The organism is Streptomyces sp. NPDC085900, from assembly GCF_044540925.1.
GTDB lineage: Bacteria > Actinomycetota > Actinomycetes > Streptomycetales > Streptomycetaceae > Streptomyces > Streptomyces gilvifuscus.
On record NZ_JBITSP010000002.1, the window covers coordinates 473,764 to 489,222 of the forward strand.

Annotated in this window: 12 protein-coding genes; 9 read left to right on the forward strand and 3 right to left on the reverse strand. The window is 72.1% G+C overall.

What is annotated here, in order from left to right; genetic code table 11:
- Positions 1 to 9 precede the first annotated feature (9 nt).
- On the forward strand, positions 10 to 3,162 hold the full coding sequence (locus ACIGDI_RS06870; protein WP_399891575.1) for a sarcosine oxidase subunit delta family protein: 3,153 nt from the start codon (positions 10 to 12) through the stop codon (positions 3,160 to 3,162).
- Positions 3,155 to 3,757: a sarcosine oxidase subunit gamma gene (locus ACIGDI_RS06875; RefSeq protein WP_399891578.1), complete on the forward strand. Its 603-nt coding sequence runs from the start codon at positions 3,155 to 3,157 to the stop codon at positions 3,755 to 3,757. Before ACIGDI_RS06870 ends, ACIGDI_RS06875 begins: the two co-directional genes overlap by 8 nt.
- 27 nt (positions 3,758 to 3,784) lie before the next feature.
- On the opposite strand, the gene ACIGDI_RS06880 is transcribed toward ACIGDI_RS06875, so the two are convergent.
- Positions 3,785 to 4,636 carry a methyltransferase domain-containing protein gene (locus tag ACIGDI_RS06880; RefSeq protein WP_399891581.1) on the reverse strand — a complete coding sequence of 284 codons (852 nt, stop codon included), beginning with the start codon at positions 4,634 to 4,636 and terminating at the stop codon, positions 3,785 to 3,787.
- Between the two features lie 74 nt (positions 4,637 to 4,710).
- Here ACIGDI_RS06880 and ACIGDI_RS06885 point away from each other — a divergent pair, with 74 nt between their 5' ends.
- Complete coding sequence (locus tag ACIGDI_RS06885) at positions 4,711 to 5,178, forward strand: helix-turn-helix domain-containing protein (protein ID WP_399891584.1); 468 nt, start codon at positions 4,711 to 4,713, stop codon at positions 5,176 to 5,178.
- A 108-nt stretch (positions 5,179 to 5,286) separates the two neighbouring features.
- A complete protein-coding gene (locus ACIGDI_RS06890) occupies positions 5,287 to 6,765 on the forward strand; it encodes a glutamate-cysteine ligase family protein (protein ID WP_200700410.1) in 1,479 nt (492 codons plus the stop codon).
- A 170-nt stretch (positions 6,766 to 6,935) separates the two neighbouring features.
- On the opposite strand, the gene ACIGDI_RS06895 is transcribed toward ACIGDI_RS06890, so the two are convergent.
- Positions 6,936 to 7,835 carry an aminoglycoside phosphotransferase family protein gene (locus ACIGDI_RS06895; protein WP_399891588.1) on the reverse strand — a complete coding sequence of 300 codons (900 nt, stop codon included), beginning with the start codon at positions 7,833 to 7,835 and terminating at the stop codon, positions 6,936 to 6,938.
- Between the two features lie 142 nt (positions 7,836 to 7,977).
- Here ACIGDI_RS06895 and ACIGDI_RS06900 point away from each other — a divergent pair, with 142 nt between their 5' ends.
- The 5 genes from ACIGDI_RS06900 (at position 7,978) to ACIGDI_RS06920 (ending at position 14,375) form a co-directional block, all read left to right on the forward strand.
- Positions 7,978 to 9,201, forward strand: coding sequence for an aminotransferase class V-fold PLP-dependent enzyme (locus ACIGDI_RS06900; protein ID WP_399891591.1), 1,224 nt, complete (start codon positions 7,978 to 7,980; stop codon positions 9,199 to 9,201).
- Between the two features lie 241 nt (positions 9,202 to 9,442).
- Positions 9,443 to 11,455 carry a discoidin domain-containing protein gene (locus tag ACIGDI_RS06905; protein WP_399891594.1) on the forward strand — a complete coding sequence of 671 codons (2,013 nt, stop codon included), beginning with the start codon at positions 9,443 to 9,445 and terminating at the stop codon, positions 11,453 to 11,455.
- A 27-nt stretch (positions 11,456 to 11,482) separates the two neighbouring features.
- The gene (locus ACIGDI_RS06910; RefSeq protein ID WP_399891597.1) at positions 11,483 to 12,073 is read left to right on the forward strand and encodes a TetR/AcrR family transcriptional regulator; all 591 of its coding nucleotides are present in this window, start codon (positions 11,483 to 11,485) and stop codon (positions 12,071 to 12,073) included.
- A 183-nt stretch (positions 12,074 to 12,256) separates the two neighbouring features.
- Entirely contained in the window at positions 12,257 to 13,870 is a 1,614-nt protein-coding gene (locus ACIGDI_RS06915; protein ID WP_399892966.1) for a cellulase family glycosylhydrolase, read from the forward strand.
- Positions 13,871 to 14,000: 130 nt separating this feature from the next.
- Positions 14,001 to 14,375: a PadR family transcriptional regulator gene (locus ACIGDI_RS06920; protein WP_399891600.1), complete on the forward strand. Its 375-nt coding sequence runs from the start codon at positions 14,001 to 14,003 to the stop codon at positions 14,373 to 14,375.
- Here ACIGDI_RS06920 and ACIGDI_RS06925 read toward each other — a convergent pair.
- The gene (locus ACIGDI_RS06925) at positions 14,361 to 15,407 is read right to left on the reverse strand and encodes a LacI family DNA-binding transcriptional regulator (RefSeq protein ID WP_399891603.1); all 1,047 of its coding nucleotides are present in this window, start codon (positions 15,405 to 15,407) and stop codon (positions 14,361 to 14,363) included. The genes ACIGDI_RS06920 and ACIGDI_RS06925 overlap by 15 nt on opposite strands.
- Positions 15,408 to 15,459: the final 52 nt, after the last annotated feature.

Sequence of the window (15,459 nt, forward strand, 5' to 3'; positions counted from 1 at the left end):
AGCCGACCCATGCTGCTCATTTCCTGCCCCTGGTGCGGGCCCCGCGACGAGTCCGAGTTCCACTACGGCGGCCAGGCCCACGTCCCCTACCCCCAGGACCCTTCGGCTCTGTCCGACGAGGAGTGGGCCAGATACCTGTTCTTCCGCGCCAACCCCAAGGGCCCCTTCGCCGAGCGCTGGAGCCACGCGACCGGCTGCCGCCGCTGGTTCAACGCGGTACGCGACACCGCCACGAACGAGGTCCTCGCGGTGTACCGCTCGGGGGAGGAGCGCCCCAAGACGCCCGAACCCCGGCGGCCCCAACCAGCCCGTCCGGCGTTTGAGGACAAGGCCCTTTCGGGGCCGATCGGGGGTCCGGGGGCAGAGCCCCCGGTCCGCACCGGCAAGCGCACCCTCACCTTCACCTTCGACGGCACCGAATACCAGGGCGTAGAAGGAGACACCCTCGCCTCCGCCCTCCTCGCCAACGGCATCATCGCGGCAGCGACCAGCATCAAACGGGGCCGCCCCCGAGGCATCTTCTCCGCCGGCGTGGAGGAACCCAACGCCGTGGTCCAGATCGAGGAGCCCTTCCCCGAGCCCATGCTGCCCGCGACGACCGTCGAGCTCTACGACGGCCTGGTCGCGACCAGCCTCTCCGGCCAGGGCCGCCTCGCCACCAGCCCCGACCCGGCCCGCTACGACGCCGTACACGACCACTGCGACCTGCTGATCGTCGGCGGCGGACCGGCCGGCCTCGCGGCGGCGGCCGCCGCGGCCCGTAGCGGTGCCCGCGTCATCCTCGCCGACGACCGTCCCGAACTCGGCGGCAGCCTCCGCGGCACCGGCGAACTCCTCGACTGGGTCGACGAGACGGGCGCCCACCTCGACACCGCGCCCGAGGTCAAGGTGCTGCGCCGCGCCACGGTCTTCGGCTACTACGACGACAACCACCTCCTGGCCGTCGAGCGCCGCACCAACCACCTCGGCGCCGCCGCCCCGCCACACGTCGCCCGCGAACGCGTCCACCGCATCCGTGCCCGCCGCGTCGTCCTCGCCACCGGCGCCCACGAACGCTCGCTCGCCTTCGCGGACAACGACCGCCCCGGCGTGATGCTGGCCGCCTCGGCCCGCACCTACCTCAACCGGCACGGCGTGCTGCCCGGCCGCCACGCGGTCGTCTTCACCACCAACGACAGCGCGTACGCGGCGGCGCTGGACCTGCACAGGGCCGGCGCAGGGATCACCGCGATCGTCGACACCCGTACCGACGTGGGCGAGTGGGCGGAGCGCGCCCGCGCGGCCGGCATCGAGGTGCTGCCCGGGCACGCCGTCGTCGGCACGGACGGCGAGGCGCGGCTGACCGCGGTCACCGTCGCCCCGTACGGACGGACCACGGGAGAGCGGGAGTTCGCCGCCGACCTGCTGCTGGTCTCCGGCGGCTGGAACCCGGTGGCGCACCTGTTCAGCCAGGCGGGCGGCAGACTCCGCTACGACGACGAACTCGGCACCTTCGTCCCCGACACCTGCCGGCAGGCCGTCGAGGTCGCGGGCAGCGCAAGCGGCGTCCTCGACCTGGCCGGAGTCCTCGCGCAGGGCGCGGCGGCCGGCGCCCGCGCGGTCGAGGCCGAGGGCTACACGCCCGAACGGCCTCACCTCCCGCGGCCGCCCGCGCAGCCGCGGCCGACGCCCCCCATGCGGGTCTTCACGGTCCCCGGCCGTGAAGGCGCCCCCCGCTTCGTCGACCTGCAACGCGACGTGACCGTCGACGACCTGTCCCGCGCCACCGGCGCCGGCCTGCGCTCGGTGGAGCACACCAAGCGCTACACCACGGCCGGCACCGCCAACGACCAGGGCAAGACCTCCGGCGTCCTGGCGAGCGGAGTCGTCGCCGAACTGCTCGGCGTGGACGTCTCGGAGCTCGGCACGACCACCTTCCGCCCGCCCTACACCCCGGTCTCCTTCGCCGCCCTCGCGGGCCGCGACCGCGGGGTGCTGAGCGACCCGGTGCGCACCACCGCCCTGCACGAGTGGCACGTCGGACACGGCGCCCTGTTCGAGAACGTCGGCCAGTGGAAGCGGCCCTGGTACTACCCGCGGGACGGCGAGGACATGGAGAGCGCGGTCCTGCGCGAATGCGCCGCCGCCCGGGAGGGCGTCGCCTTCATGGACGCCTCCACCCTCGGCAAGATCGACGTCCAGGGCCCCGATGCCGGCGTCCTCCTGGACCGGCTCTACACGAACATGATGAGCACCCTGAAGGTCGGCATGATCCGCTACGGCGTGATGTGCCGCCCGGACGGCATGGTCTTCGACGACGGCACGGTCATCCGCCTCGCCCCCGACCGCTTCCTGGTCACCACGACCACGGGCAACGCCGCGGCCGTACTGGACTGGATGGAGGAGTGGCTGCAGACGGAGTGGCCCGAACTGCGGGTGCACTGCACGTCCGTGACCGAGCAGTGGGGCACCGTCGCCCTGGTGGGCCCGAAGTCCCGCGCGGTCCTCGGCTCCCTGGCACCCCAACTGGCGGTCGCCAACGAGGACTTCCCGTTCATGGCCTGGCGGGAGACGACCGTCGCCGGAATCGAGGCACGCGTCTGCCGCATCAGCTTCTCCGGTGAACTCGCCTACGAGATCAACGTCTCGCCCTGGGAGGCCCTCGCCCTGTGGGAGGCGCTGTACGAGGCCGGCGCCCCGTACGGCATCACCCCGTACGGCACCGAGACCATGCACGTCCTGCGCGCCGAGAAGGGCTACCCGATCGTCGGCCAGGACACCGACGGCACGGTCACCCCGCAGGACCTCGGCATGAGCTGGGTGGTGTCGAAGAAGAAGCCGGACTTCCTCGGCAAGCGCTCCTACGCCCGCGCCGACGCCGTCCGCCCCGACCGCAAGCACCTGGTCGGTCTGCTCCCCGAGGACCCGGCCGCCTTCCTGCCCGAGGGCACGCACCTGGTGGCCGACAGCGTGCTGCCCGCCCCGCCCGTGCCGATGCTCGGCCACGTCACCTCCAGCTACCGCAGCGCCGCCCTGGGCCGGACCTTCGCCCTGGCCCTGGTCAAGGGCGGCCGGGACCGCATCGGCGAGCGGCTGTACGCCCCCGTCGGCGACCGGCTGGTCCCGGTGACGGTCGCAAGCCCCGTCCTCTACGACCCCGAGGGAGCCCGCCGCGATGGCTGACACCGCGCTCACCGCCCCGCCCCGCAGCCCCCTGGCGCAGGCCGCCGGCCGTCTGGCGGCCGCGACGCGCGCCTCCGGCGGCGCCGTCCGGCTGGCCGAACTGCCCTTCCTGGCCCAGGTGAACGTCCGTCTCGACGCCAAGGGGCCCGCGGCGGACGCCGTGGCGCTCACCCTGGGCCTGCAACTGCCGCTGGAACCCGACACCGTGGTGCGGGCGGGGGAGCTGACCGCACTGTGGCTCGGCCCGGACGAGTGGCTGCTGGTCGGCCCGCCCGGCACCCAGCACGACCTGGAGGGCCGTATCAGGGAAGCGGCCGGAGAGGAACCGGTGTCCGTCACCGACGTCTCCGCCCAGCGCACCACGCTCCTGGTCGCCGGCCCCCGCGCCCGCGACCTGCTGGCCCACGGCTGCGCCCTCGACCTGCACCCGCGGGTCTTCGGCCCCGGCCGCTGTGCCCAGACCGCCCTGGGCCGCACCCAGGTCGTCCTGGTCGCCCGCGACGAGGCCCGGGCCGGCTTCTGGGTGCTGGTCCGCTCCTCCTTCGCCGGCTACCTCACCGACTGGCTGCTGGACGCGGCGACGGAGTACGTGTAGCGCGAGCCGCGGGGATGCCGCGGCTCGCTACGACGCGCGGGCGTCGACCAGCCAGGCGCCCGCCGTGAAACGGACCTCCGGACCGTGCACGAAGGGTTCGAAGGCGGCGCGGACGGTCTCGACCACCTTCGTCCGGGTCGCCTCGTCCACCTCCCGCAGGGCCTGCCCGACCGGCCCCATCCGCGAGAAGTAGCCGACCAACTGCCCCTCGGGAAAGGTGCATTCGGCGTCGAACGGCCGGACGTCGACATCGGCCCAGCCACTTTCCGCCAGAATGCTCCGGACCCGGTCGGGGTCGGCGAAGGCGAACTGGCCCGGCTCGTCGGGCCGGCGTGCCGGAAGGCCGGGCAGGTACGGGGCCGCGGCGCGCTCGGCCGTCGTCATGAACGGGTTGTCCGCCGGGCCGCGCCAGGCGATGAACCGCAGCCCGGCCCCCTCCCGCGCCGCCCGCCGCAGATTGGCGAAGGCCCGGACGGGGTCGGCGAAGAACATGACGCCGAAGCGGGACACCACGGCGTCGAAGGCGCCCGGCTCGAAGGCGTGGTCCGCCGCGTCGGCGCGGACGAAGGACGCGGCGGTGCCCTCACGCTCGGCGCGCTCCCGGGCGGCGGCGATCATCGGCTCGGAGATGTCGACGCCCACGCAGCGGGCCGCCGGACCGAGCCGCCGCGCGGCCGCCAGGGTCGTGCCGCCGGTTCCGCAGCCCACGTCCAGCACCCGGCCCGCCGGCCCGGCGGACGCCTCCACCGCGTCGAGGAGCGGCGCCTCGAAGGGCCTGAGCAACCCGTCCAGCACTGACTGGGCCTCGACCCAGGCCTGTCCCGCGGCACCGTTCCAACGGGCCGCCTGTTCGTCTCCGGTGCTGCGCTCCACGTCCATGACCGTCTCCTGTGGTTGCCGTCGTCGGGCCAGGATGACACCGTGCTACTTCAAGCCGACTTGAGGTCAAGAGGATGACAGAGCTGGACATCGCCGAGGTGGTCCGGCGCGCCGGGGTGCCCGCCTCCACGCTGCGATACTACGAGGAGAAGGGCCTGATCACACCGGTCGGCCGACGGGGCCTGCGCCGCCAGTACGACCCCGCCGTGCTGCAGCGTCTCGCGCTGATCGCGCTGGCGCGCACCGCCGGGTTCCCGCTCGACGACATCGCGCGGGTGTTCGCACCGGACGGGACCGTCCGCATCGACCGGCAGGCCCTGGTGGACAAGGCCGGAGAACTGGACCGGCGGATCGCCGAACTGGTCGTCCTGCGCGACTCCCTGCGGCACGTCGCCGCCTGCCCCGCGCCCAGCCACATGGAGTGCCCCACCTTCCGCGGCATCCTCGCGGCCACCGCGGACGTTCCGGTCCGCCGCAAGCGGGCACCCGGACAACCGTGGGACGCCTCGATCCCGGGAAGCGCCGAAGGGCACGCTCCGTGACCACAGGGTCGCCGTACCGCCGGTACGCCCGGCTCCGACTGTCCGCGAGCCGCGCGAGGTGCGACGCTGGGACGACAGGCATCCGCCGAGGGGACTCGGGAGGGCCCGATGGGACGTGACGTGCCGGCCCTGGTGTTCACGCGGGAGGACCGCCGTCGGTACCGGGACAAGATGCACAGCTGCCTCGACGTACTCGCCCAGATGCTGCACGAGTCGGGTTTCGAGAGCGAGCGCCCCCGGGTCGGGCTGGAGATCGAGCTCAACCTGGTCGACGACGACGGGCTGCCGGCGATGCGCAACACCGAGGTGCTCAACGCCATCGCCGACCCCGCCTGGTCCAGCGAGCTGGGCCGCTTCAACCTGGAGATCAACATCCCGCCCCGGGAGCTGACGACCGGCGGGCCGGGCGCCTGGGAGGAGGCCATCCGCCAGGCCCTCAACCACGCCGACGAACGCGCCCGTGCCGTAGGCGCCCGCCTGATCATGGTCGGCATCCTGCCGACCCTGCGGGAGTCGGACGTGGGCGAGGCGGCCCTGTCCGGCGATCCGCGCTACAAGCTCCTCAACGAGCAGATCTTCGCGGCGCGGGGCGAGGACCTGCGCATCAGGGTGGACGGCGTGGAGCGCCTGTCGATGTACGCCGACGCCATCACGCCCGAGGCCGCCTGCACCAGCACCCAGTTCCATCTGCAGGTGGACCCCAAGGACTTCGCCGACTACTGGAACGCGGCGCAGGCGATCGCGGGCGTGCAGATCGCGCTGGCGGCCAACTCGCCCTTCCTCTTCGGCAAGGAGCTGTGGCGCGAGACCCGCGTACCGCTGTTCGAGCAGGCAACCGACACCCGGCCGCAGGAGATCAAGGCGCAGGGCGTGCGCCCGCGGGTGTGGTTCGGGGAGCGCTGGATCACCAGCGTCTTCGACCTGTTCGAGGAGAACGTGCGCTACTTCCCGGCGCTGCTGCCCATCTGCGACGAGGAGAACCCGCAGGAGGCGCTCGACGCCGGGCGCATTCCGGAGCTGGGCGAGCTGACCCTGCACAACGGCACCATCTACCGGTGGAACCGGCCCGTCTACGCCGTCACCGACAGCGGTCCGCACCTGCGCATCGAGAACCGCGTACTGCCCGCCGGCCCCACGGTCGCCGACATCATCGCCAACGGCGCCTTCTACTACGGCCTGACGCGCGCCCTGGTCGACGAGGACCGGCCGGTGTGGACGCGGATGTCGTTCGCGGTCGCCGAGGAGAACCTGCACGCCGCGGCCCGCGACGGCATCGACGCCCGCCTGTACTGGCCCGGCACCGGTGAAGTCCCGGTCACGGAGCTGGTGTTGCGCCGCCTGCTGCCACTGGCCCATCGGGGCCTGGAGCTGGCAGGCCTGGACGCGGCCTGGCGCGAACCCCTCCTGGGCATCATCGAACAGCGCTGCGTCACCGCCCGCAACGGCGCCCTGTGGCAGGCGGAGACGGTGCACCACCTGCAGAAGGCCGGAATCCCCGACCGCGGGGAGGCCCTGCGCCGAATGACCACGACCTACATGGACTACATGCACCTCAACGCCCCCGCCCACACCTGGCCCGTGGACTGACGGTCTGCGTCCCGACGGCCGACTCCGGCCACGGTGGCGCGGTAGCCGCGCGGTGTGCGACACAGGGTGGCGCGCGGCATCGCGGTGGTCGGCACGGCGGGCCGACTGGAGCTGGACGTCGAGGCGATGTACCGCACACACGGCACACCGACTCCGCCGGAGCAGCCGCCTCAGACCTCCTCCAGCACCGTCCGGATCACATGCCGGGCGTTGCGGGCCATCGCCGCGTTCGTCGTCCGGTAGTACGGCAGCGCGATCACCGCCTGCGACAGCGTTCGCGCCCGGCCACGCCGCCAGCTCGCGTCGTCCACGTCGAGCGCCTCCCGGAAGACCGCCCGCGCCCCGGCGGGCAGCAGGTTCCATGCCGGGAACAGGTCGCAGGCGGGGTCGCCCACCCCCATGCAGCCGAAGTCGATCACGGAGACCAGCCGGCCGTCCGCCACGAGCAGGTTGCCCGGCATCAGGTCGGCGTGCAGCCACACGTCGGGGCCGTCCCGGTCCGGGGCCCGCAGCGCGTCCTCCCACACGGCGGCCACGGCGTCGCAGTCGACACCCTCCTCGGGCAGCCCGCGCAGCGCCCCGATCGCCGCCCGCGTCTCGGCGTCGAGGGCGGTCAGCGGCCCGCCGCGGTGGGCCCGCGGGGCGTCCGGCAGGTCCAGGCCCCGCATCGCCGTGACGAAGGCCGCCAGGTCCCCCGCCAGCCCCACCGGGTCCTCGAGCGCCCCCTCCTCGGGGTTGCGCCCCGCCCGCCACCGGTACACCGACCACGGCCAGGGATATCCCTCGGCGGGCTCCCCGGCGCCGAGCACCTCGGGCACGGCCGTGGGCAGCAGCGGTGCGAGAGCGGGCAGCCAGCGCCGCTCCCGCGCGACGTCATCGGCCCCGCCCGCCACCAGCGGCAGCCGTACCACCATGTCCTCGCCCAGCCGGTACATGGCGTTGACCGTGCCGCCCGAGGGGAACCGGCGCACCGGCAGCCCCGCCCACCGCGGGAACCGCCCGGCGACGAGCCGCCGTACGAGGCCCTCGTCGACGGGGTGCGCGCCGGGATGCATCTGCCCTGTGGTCATGGGGAGTCATCCGACCGCCGGGTGCCGATCTTCGTCAAACGTTTTTGCGGAGCGCAACCGGCCCGCCGGACCGGGCGTTCGGGCGGCCCGCGTGCCGTGTCAGGATGCGGGTGATCGTACGTCCTCCGGAAAGCTGCCCGACGTGAGCGAAACCGAGCCGGCCACCGCGCCGCACCCCCTGCTGCTGGCCGACGGCCGGCCCGCCGCCGCCGCGTGGTCGCTGGACCCCGCCCTCAGGCACCTCAACCACGGCTCCTTCGGCGCCGTCCCGCTGGCGGCGCAGGAGCGGCAGCAGGAGTTGCGCGCCGAGATGGAACGCTCGCCCGTGGTGTGGTTCCCGACGCTGCCCCCGCGTCTCGCCGCGGCCCGCCGGGAACTCGCCGCGCTCCTGCGGGTGGACGCCGGCGACCTCGCCCTGGTGCCGAACGCCAGCGCCGGCGCGAGCGTCGTCTACGCAGCCCTCGCCCCGCGCCAGGGCGGCGAGATCGTCGTCACCGACCACGGTTACGGGGCCGTGACCATGGGCGCCGAGCGGCTGGCCCGGCGCTGGGGCGGCCGGGTGCGCACCGCGCGGGTGCCGCTGGACGCCGACGCCGAGCAGGCGTACGAGGCCGTGGTCGCCGAACTCGGCGAGGCCACCGGTCTGGTCGTCGTCGACCAGATCACCTCGGCGACCGCGCGCAGGTTGCCGGTGGAGGCGATCGGCGAGGAGGCGCGGCGACGCGGCATCCTGATGCTCGTCGACGGCGCGCACGCGCCCGGGCTGCTCGCCACGCCGCTCGCCGACGCCCCGTACGACTTCTGGACCGGCAACCTGCACAAGTGGGGCTGCGCCCCGCGCGGCACCGCGGCGCTCGTCGCGCGCGGCCCGCAGCGCGACCGGCTGTACCCGCTCATCGACTCGTGGGGCGCCCTGGACCCGTACCCCGACCGCTTCGACCAGCAGGGCACCATCGACGCCACCTCCTACCTGGCGGCGCCGACCGCCCTGGCACTCGTCGAGCACACCTGGGGCTGGGACGCCGCCCGCCGCTACATGGACGACCTCGCCGACTACGGCGCCCAGGTCGTCGGCGCCGCCTTCGCGGAACTCACCGGCGAGGACAGCCGGGTCGACGTCGGCATGCCCGTGCCCGGCATGCGTCTGGTCCGCCTCCCCGACGGCCTGGGCCGCACCCGCGTCGAGGCCGACGCCCTGCGCGACCGCGTCGCCCGCGAACTGGACGTGGAGGCGGCCTTCACCAGCTTCGGCGGCGTCGGCTACTGGCGTCTGTCCGCGCACGTGTACAACACCGCTGCCGACTATGAGTACTTCGCGGAGAAGTGCGTACCCGTGCTCGGCGAATGGGCCCGGTTCGCGGGCTGAACGCCCCTCGGTGCCATCGGGGGCGGCGAACGTCCCCCGGCGTCATCAGGTCAAGCGTCCCGGACCCTTGACTCGCCGGGCCGCCACCCCGATCCTCGTCCCAGATATTGCGCTGGCCATGACAACCCCATCGTCTCCTCGACGCCATGGGGCCGGCCGACCGCGCCATCGCGCCGACGGAGGGACGTGGGCAGTGACGCCGAACCGACGCTCGAACCGCAGACGCAGGAACGTCACCCTGATGTCGCTGCTCCTCCTGGTGTTCGCCGTGATCCTCGGCCCCACGCCGAGCTCGGCGGCGGGCTCCGACTGGTGGATCCCGACCGCGGCACCCACGCCGGACGTGCAGATCAACGTCACCGGCGAGCCGTTCACCGGCACCGACTCGGCCGGAAAGGTGCGCGGGTTCGTCGACGCCCACAACCACCTCTTCGGCAACGAGGCCTTCGGCGGGCGGCTGATCTGCGGCAAGGTGTTCTCCACGAACGGCGTCGCCGACGCGCTCAAGGACTGCCCCGAGCACTACCCCGACGGCACCCTCGCGGTCTTCGACTACATCACCCACGGCGGCGACGGCAGGCACGACCCGGTCGGCTGGCCGACCTTCAAGGACTGGCCGGCCTACGACTCGATGACCCACCAGGCCGACTACTACGCCTGGGTGGAGCGGGCCTGGCGAGGCGGGCAGCGAGTGCTGGTCAACGACCTCGTCACCAACGGCATGATCTGCTCCATCTACCCCTTCAAGGACCGCAGTTGCGACGAGATGACCTCGATCAGACTGCAGGCGAGGATGACGTACCAGCTCCAGGACTACGTCGACGCCATGTACGGCGGCCCCGGCAAGGGCTGGTTCCGGATCGTCACCGACAGCGCGCAGGCGCGTGAGGTCATCGAACAGGGCAAGCTGGCCGTCATCCTCGGCGTCGAGACCTCCGAGCCGTTCGGCTGCAAGCAGATCCTGGACATCCCGCAGTGCAGCAAGGCCGACATCGACAAGGGGCTCGACGAGCTGTACGGGCTCGGCGTGCGCTCGATGTTCCTGTGCCACAAGTTCGACAACGCGCTGTGCGGCGTCCGGTTCGACTCCGGCGGCCTCGGAACGGCCATCAACGTCGGCCAGTTCCTGTCTACCGGCACCTTCTGGCAGACCGAGAAGTGCACCGGCCCGCAGCATGACAACCCCATCGGCAACGCCGCCTCGGCGGCCGAGTCCGACCTGCCGTCGGGCGTGACGGTGCCCTCGTACGACTCCGGCGCCCAGTGCAACAAACGCGGGCTCACCGACCTCGGCGAGTACGCCGTGCGCGGGATGATGAAGCGCAAGATGATGCTGGAGATCGACCACATGAGCGTCAAGGCCGTCGGCCAGGCGCTGGACATCCTGGAGTCGGCCTCCTACCCCGGAGTGCTCTCCTCGCACAGCTGGATGGACCTGAACTGGACCGAACGGGTCTACGCCCTCGGCGGTTTCGTCGCCCAGTACATGCACGGCTCCGAGGGCTTCGTCGCCGAGGCGGCCCGCACCAAGGCGCTGCGCGACAAGTACGGCGTCGGCTACGGCTTCGGAACCGACTTCAACGGCGTCGGCGACCACCCGGCCCCACGCGGCGCGAACACCTCGAACCCGGTGACGTACCCCTTCAAGAGCGTCGACGGCGGCTCGGTCATCGACAGACAGACCTCCGGCGAGCGCACCTTCGACATCAACACCGACGGCGCCGCGCACGTCGGGATGATCCCGGACTGGATCGAGGACATCAGGAAGGTCGGCGGACAGACCGTGGTCGACGACCTGTTCCGGGGTGCGCAGTCCTACCTCGACACCTGGGGTGCGACGGAGCGGCACCAGGCGTCGGTCGATCTCGCCAAGGGGCAGCCGGCGACGGCCAGTTCGTCCGAGTGGAACCCGTTCACCAGCTACCAGCCGGGGCGGGCGGTCGACGGCGACGGGGGCACGCGCTGGGCCAGTGACTGGAGCGACGACCAGTGGTGGCAGGTCGACCTGGGCTCCACCCACCTGGTCTCCGGGGTCACCCTCGACTGGGAGCGGGCGTACGGGAAGTCGTACCGCATCGAGCTGTCCACCGACGGCACCACCTGGCAGACCGCCTGGTCCACCACCTCCGGCGACGGCGGGCTGGACACGGCCAGATTCGCCGGCACACCGGCCCGTTACGTCCGCGTCCACGGTCTCGCCCGCGGCACCTCCTGTGGATACTCGCTCTACGACGTCGGCGTCCACAGCGCCTGACATCCCGCACGACACCCGAGGACACGCATGGCACGCAGACCGTCGGCCGAACGACGCAGACAGCTGACGGAAGCGGCGATCCGGGCGATGGCCCGGGACGGCGTCCCCAGGACGACGACCCGGTCCATCGCCGCCGAGGCCGGCGTGTCCCTGAGCGTCTTCCACTACTGCTTCGACTCCAAGCAGGCCCTGATCGAGTCGGTCATCACGACGCTCACCGACCACTCCGTGGCCGTGGTGAAGGAAGCGCTGCGCCCGAAGGCGACGCTGGAGGAGACCGTCCGGGCCGGCTTCCAGGCGTACTGGGACCATGTGCGCGCCCACCCCGACGAGCACATGCTCACCTACGAACTGACCCAGTACGCGCTGCGCGAGCCGGGATTCGAGCACCTGGCCCGGCGCCAGCACGAGCTGTACGGCAGCGCCTTCGCGGAGCTCATCGAGCGGCTGCGACTGGACAGGGATCTCGAACTCAGCGTTCCCGTGCCCGTGTTGGCCCGTTACCTGGCCGCCGTCACCGACGGGCTGACCCTCAACTTCCTGGTGCTGGGGGACGAGTCGGCCTGGTCGGAGATCCTCGACACGGTCGTCGCGCACATCGCGGGGCTCGTGGTCTGAGCGGCCCGGGGGACCGGGTCACGCCTCACTGCTTGACGTGTACTGGACGATGTGGATTCATGGGAGCGCTCCCATGACTCTGCTCGTGCCTTTTCCACGCCTGGGTCTCCCGGCGCTCACCCCCATGGAGCCGCAGTGAGAAGAACAAGCAGCACGACACGACAGCACCCCTTGACGGGCCTGATGGCCCTGCTGGCGAGCCTCGTCGGACTCGTCCTCGTCGGCGCGCTCTTCCCCGCCGTCGCCCACGCCCAGTCACCCGGCGTCCAGGCCACCGGCCTGCACATCAGCAACGGCCGGCTGGTCGAGGGCAACGGCAACGACTTCGTCATGCGGGGCGTCAACGCCGCCCACACCTGGTACCCGGGCAAGACCAAGCAGTCGCTGGCCGACATCAAGGCACTCGGCGCCAACTCCGTCCGGGTCGTCCTGGCCGACGGTCACCGCTGGGCCGCCGACAGCGCCTCGGACGTCGCCGACGTCATCGCCCAGTGCAAGGCCAACCGGCTCATCTGCGTCCTGGAGGTGCACGACACCACCGGCTACGGCGAGGACAGCGCGGCCGGCACGCTCGACCAGGCGGCCGACTACTGGATCGGCCTCAAGGACGTGCTGGCCGGCCAGGAGAACTACATCGTCATCAACATCGGCAACGAGCCCTGGGGCAACACCAATCCGGACGGCTGGACCGCCCCCACCATCGCCGCCGTCAAGAAGCTGCGCGGCGCCGGACTCCAGCACACGATCATGGTCGACGCACCCAACTGGGGCCAGGACTGGCAGGGCGTGATGCGCGCCAACGCCAAGTCGGTCTACGACGCCGACACCACCGGCAACCTCATCTTCTCCATCCACATGTACAGCGTGTTCGACACCGCGCAGGAGATCACCGACTACCTCAACGCCTACGTCGGTGCCGAACTGCCCATCCTCATAGGCGAGTTCGGCGGACCCGCCGACCAGTACGGCGACCCCGACGAGGACACCATGATGGCCACCGCCCAGCAGCTGAAGCTGGGCTATCTGGCCTGGTCGTGGAGCGGCAACACCGACCCGATCCTGGACCTGGCGGTCAACTTCGATCCCAAGCAGCTCAGTTCGTGGGGGCAGCGGGTCTTCAACGGCGCCAACGGCATCGCCCGGACCGCCAAGGAGGCCACGGTCTTCGGCGGCGGCTCCGGCGACACCCAGGCGCCCACGACCCCCGGCACGCCCACCGCCTCGGCCGTGACGGCCACGTCCGTCACCCTCACCTGGCCCGCCGCCACCGACGACGTCGGGGTCACCGGCTACGACGTCGTCCGCGTCGGCAGCGGCGACGAGACCCGGGTCGCCACGTCCACCACCAACACCGCCACCGTGTCGGGACTGACCGCCGCGACGGCGTACACCTTCGCCGTCTACGCCCATGACGCGGCCGGCAACCGCTCGACCCGCTCGGCCACCGTGAACGTCACCACCGACAAGGCCCCCACCACCGCCTGCTCGGTCGGTTACCGCGTCGTGGGGGAGTGGCCCGGAGGTTTCCAGGGCGAGATCAAGATCGGCAATCCCGGCACCGCCGCCATCAACGGCTGGAAGCTCGGCTTCACCTTCGCCGACGGCCAGACCGTCTCCAACATGTGGGGCGGCACGGCCGCACAGTCCGGCGGCACCGTGACCGTCACCCCGGCCTCCTACACCACCACCATCCCCGCCGGCGGCTCGGTCACGGTCGGCTTCATCGCGAGCAAGGGCTCCACCAACACGGCCCCGACCGCGTTCACCCTGAACGGCAGCACCTGCACGGCCGGTTGAGCCACGGATCGGCGGGGGCACCCGTCCCCGCCGATCACCTCCGCGGCGGTCGATGTACGCCGTGCCAACAGGAGTTGAGAGCTGCGCCGTCACTCTATACACCCATATACAGGCTATGTAGAGTACGAGTATGGGTACGCTCCGTATGACCCTGCAGACCCAACTGGTGCTGCGGGCTTTGCTGGAGGATCCCGCCAAGGAGCGCTACGGCCTGGAGCTGTGCGAGCTGGCGGGACTGCCGTCGGGCACGATCTATCCGATCCTCGCCCGTCTGGAACAGGTCGGCTGGCTGGACAGCACCTGGGAGGACCCGGCCGTCCACGAGGAAGCGGGCCGCCCGCGCCGCCGCTTCTACCGGATCACCGAAGACGGCGCCGAACAGGCCCGCCTCGCCCTGGCCCACACCTACCGCGCCCGCAAACAGCCCCTGCCGGGCTGGGCGGCCACGCGTCCGGTCGGTGAGGGGGAACGCCGTGAAAACCCGGCCCCGTCACCTCCGCGGTGACCCCGTGCTCTCCCGCACCACCAGCGACGTCGGCACCAGATCCGTGCCCGCGCGTACCCCGCCACCCCCGCGGATCTGCTGCAGGGCCTTCTCCACGCATCGCCGCCCCACCTCCGCGAAGTCCTGGTGCACCGTGGTCAGCGGGGGCACGAAGTACGCGGCGTCGGGGATGTCGTCGAAGCCGACCACGCTGACGTCCTCGGGGACGGCGACACCGCGTTCGTGGAAGGCGCGCAGGACGCCCAGGGCCATCTGGTCGTTGGCCGTGAACACGGCGGTGCAGTCGGGGCGTCCGGCGAGCGTGAGGCCGGCCGCGTAGCCGGACTCGGCCGACCAGTCGCCGTGCAGCGGAGGCGGCACCGGGCGCCCCGCCTCCTGGAGTACCGCACGCCAAGCCTGAGTTCGGCGCTGTCCGGCGTAGGAGCTTTCGGGCCCGGTGACGTGCCACACCGTCTCGTGACCCAGATCGAGCAGATGGCGTACGGCCATGCGGGCGCCGTCGGCCTGGTCGGTGTCGACGACGCAGTAGCGGTCGCCGGCGTCGGAGTCGACGACCACGACATGGACGCCGGGCGGCAGTTGGACCGTCCCGGTGTCCAGGAGGTGGACCTCCATGATGACGACGACCGCGTCGACGGCCAGCTCGCCCATACGCGTGAAGGCACCCAGGACGTTGTCCTGGGTCGGCACGTCGATCGGGATCAGGGTGATCGCGTAGCCCTCGGCCGCCGCATGCGTGGCGATGGCCTCCACGGTGCGGCTGTTGCCGGTCGAGGACAGGCTGAAGAGGATCACGCCGATGGTGTTGAACTGGCCGTAACGCAGGGCGCGCGCCGCGCTGTTGGGCCGGTAGCCCAGCTCCCGCATCGCCGCCAGCACCTGCTCCCGGGTGGATGCGATCACCCCGGGATGGCCGTTGGAGACCCGCGAGACCGTCTGCGAGGAGACGCCCGCGAGTTTGGCGACGTCGGCCATCGACACCCGCTGCTTGCGGCGCCCGCCGGGCACACCGGAACCACCCCGCTCCACCACTGGAGCCTCCTTCGACCCGACCCCGCACCCGTTGCGGAGCCCACCGGATGTT

Coding starts and splice junctions, on each gene's coding strand:
- ACIGDI_RS06870 (WP_399891575.1), top strand. CDS start 10: ATGCTGCTCATTTCCTGCCCCTGGTGCGGGCCCCGCGACGAGTCCGAG.
- ACIGDI_RS06875 (WP_399891578.1), top strand. CDS start 3,155: ATGGCTGACACCGCGCTCACCGCCCCGCCCCGCAGCCCCCTGGCGCAG.
- ACIGDI_RS06880 (WP_399891581.1), bottom strand. CDS start 4,636: ATGGACGTGGAGCGCAGCACCGGAGACGAACAGGCGGCCCGTTGGAAC.
- ACIGDI_RS06885 (WP_399891584.1), top strand. CDS start 4,711: ATGACAGAGCTGGACATCGCCGAGGTGGTCCGGCGCGCCGGGGTGCCC.
- ACIGDI_RS06890 (WP_200700410.1), top strand. CDS start 5,287: ATGGGACGTGACGTGCCGGCCCTGGTGTTCACGCGGGAGGACCGCCGT.
- ACIGDI_RS06895 (WP_399891588.1), bottom strand. CDS start 7,835: ATGACCACAGGGCAGATGCATCCCGGCGCGCACCCCGTCGACGAGGGC.
- ACIGDI_RS06905 (WP_399891594.1), top strand. CDS start 9,443: ATGTCGCTGCTCCTCCTGGTGTTCGCCGTGATCCTCGGCCCCACGCCG.
- ACIGDI_RS06910 (WP_399891597.1), top strand. CDS start 11,483: ATGGCACGCAGACCGTCGGCCGAACGACGCAGACAGCTGACGGAAGCG.
- ACIGDI_RS06915 (WP_399892966.1), top strand. CDS start 12,257: ATGGCCCTGCTGGCGAGCCTCGTCGGACTCGTCCTCGTCGGCGCGCTC.
- ACIGDI_RS06920 (WP_399891600.1), top strand. CDS start 14,001: ATGGGTACGCTCCGTATGACCCTGCAGACCCAACTGGTGCTGCGGGCT.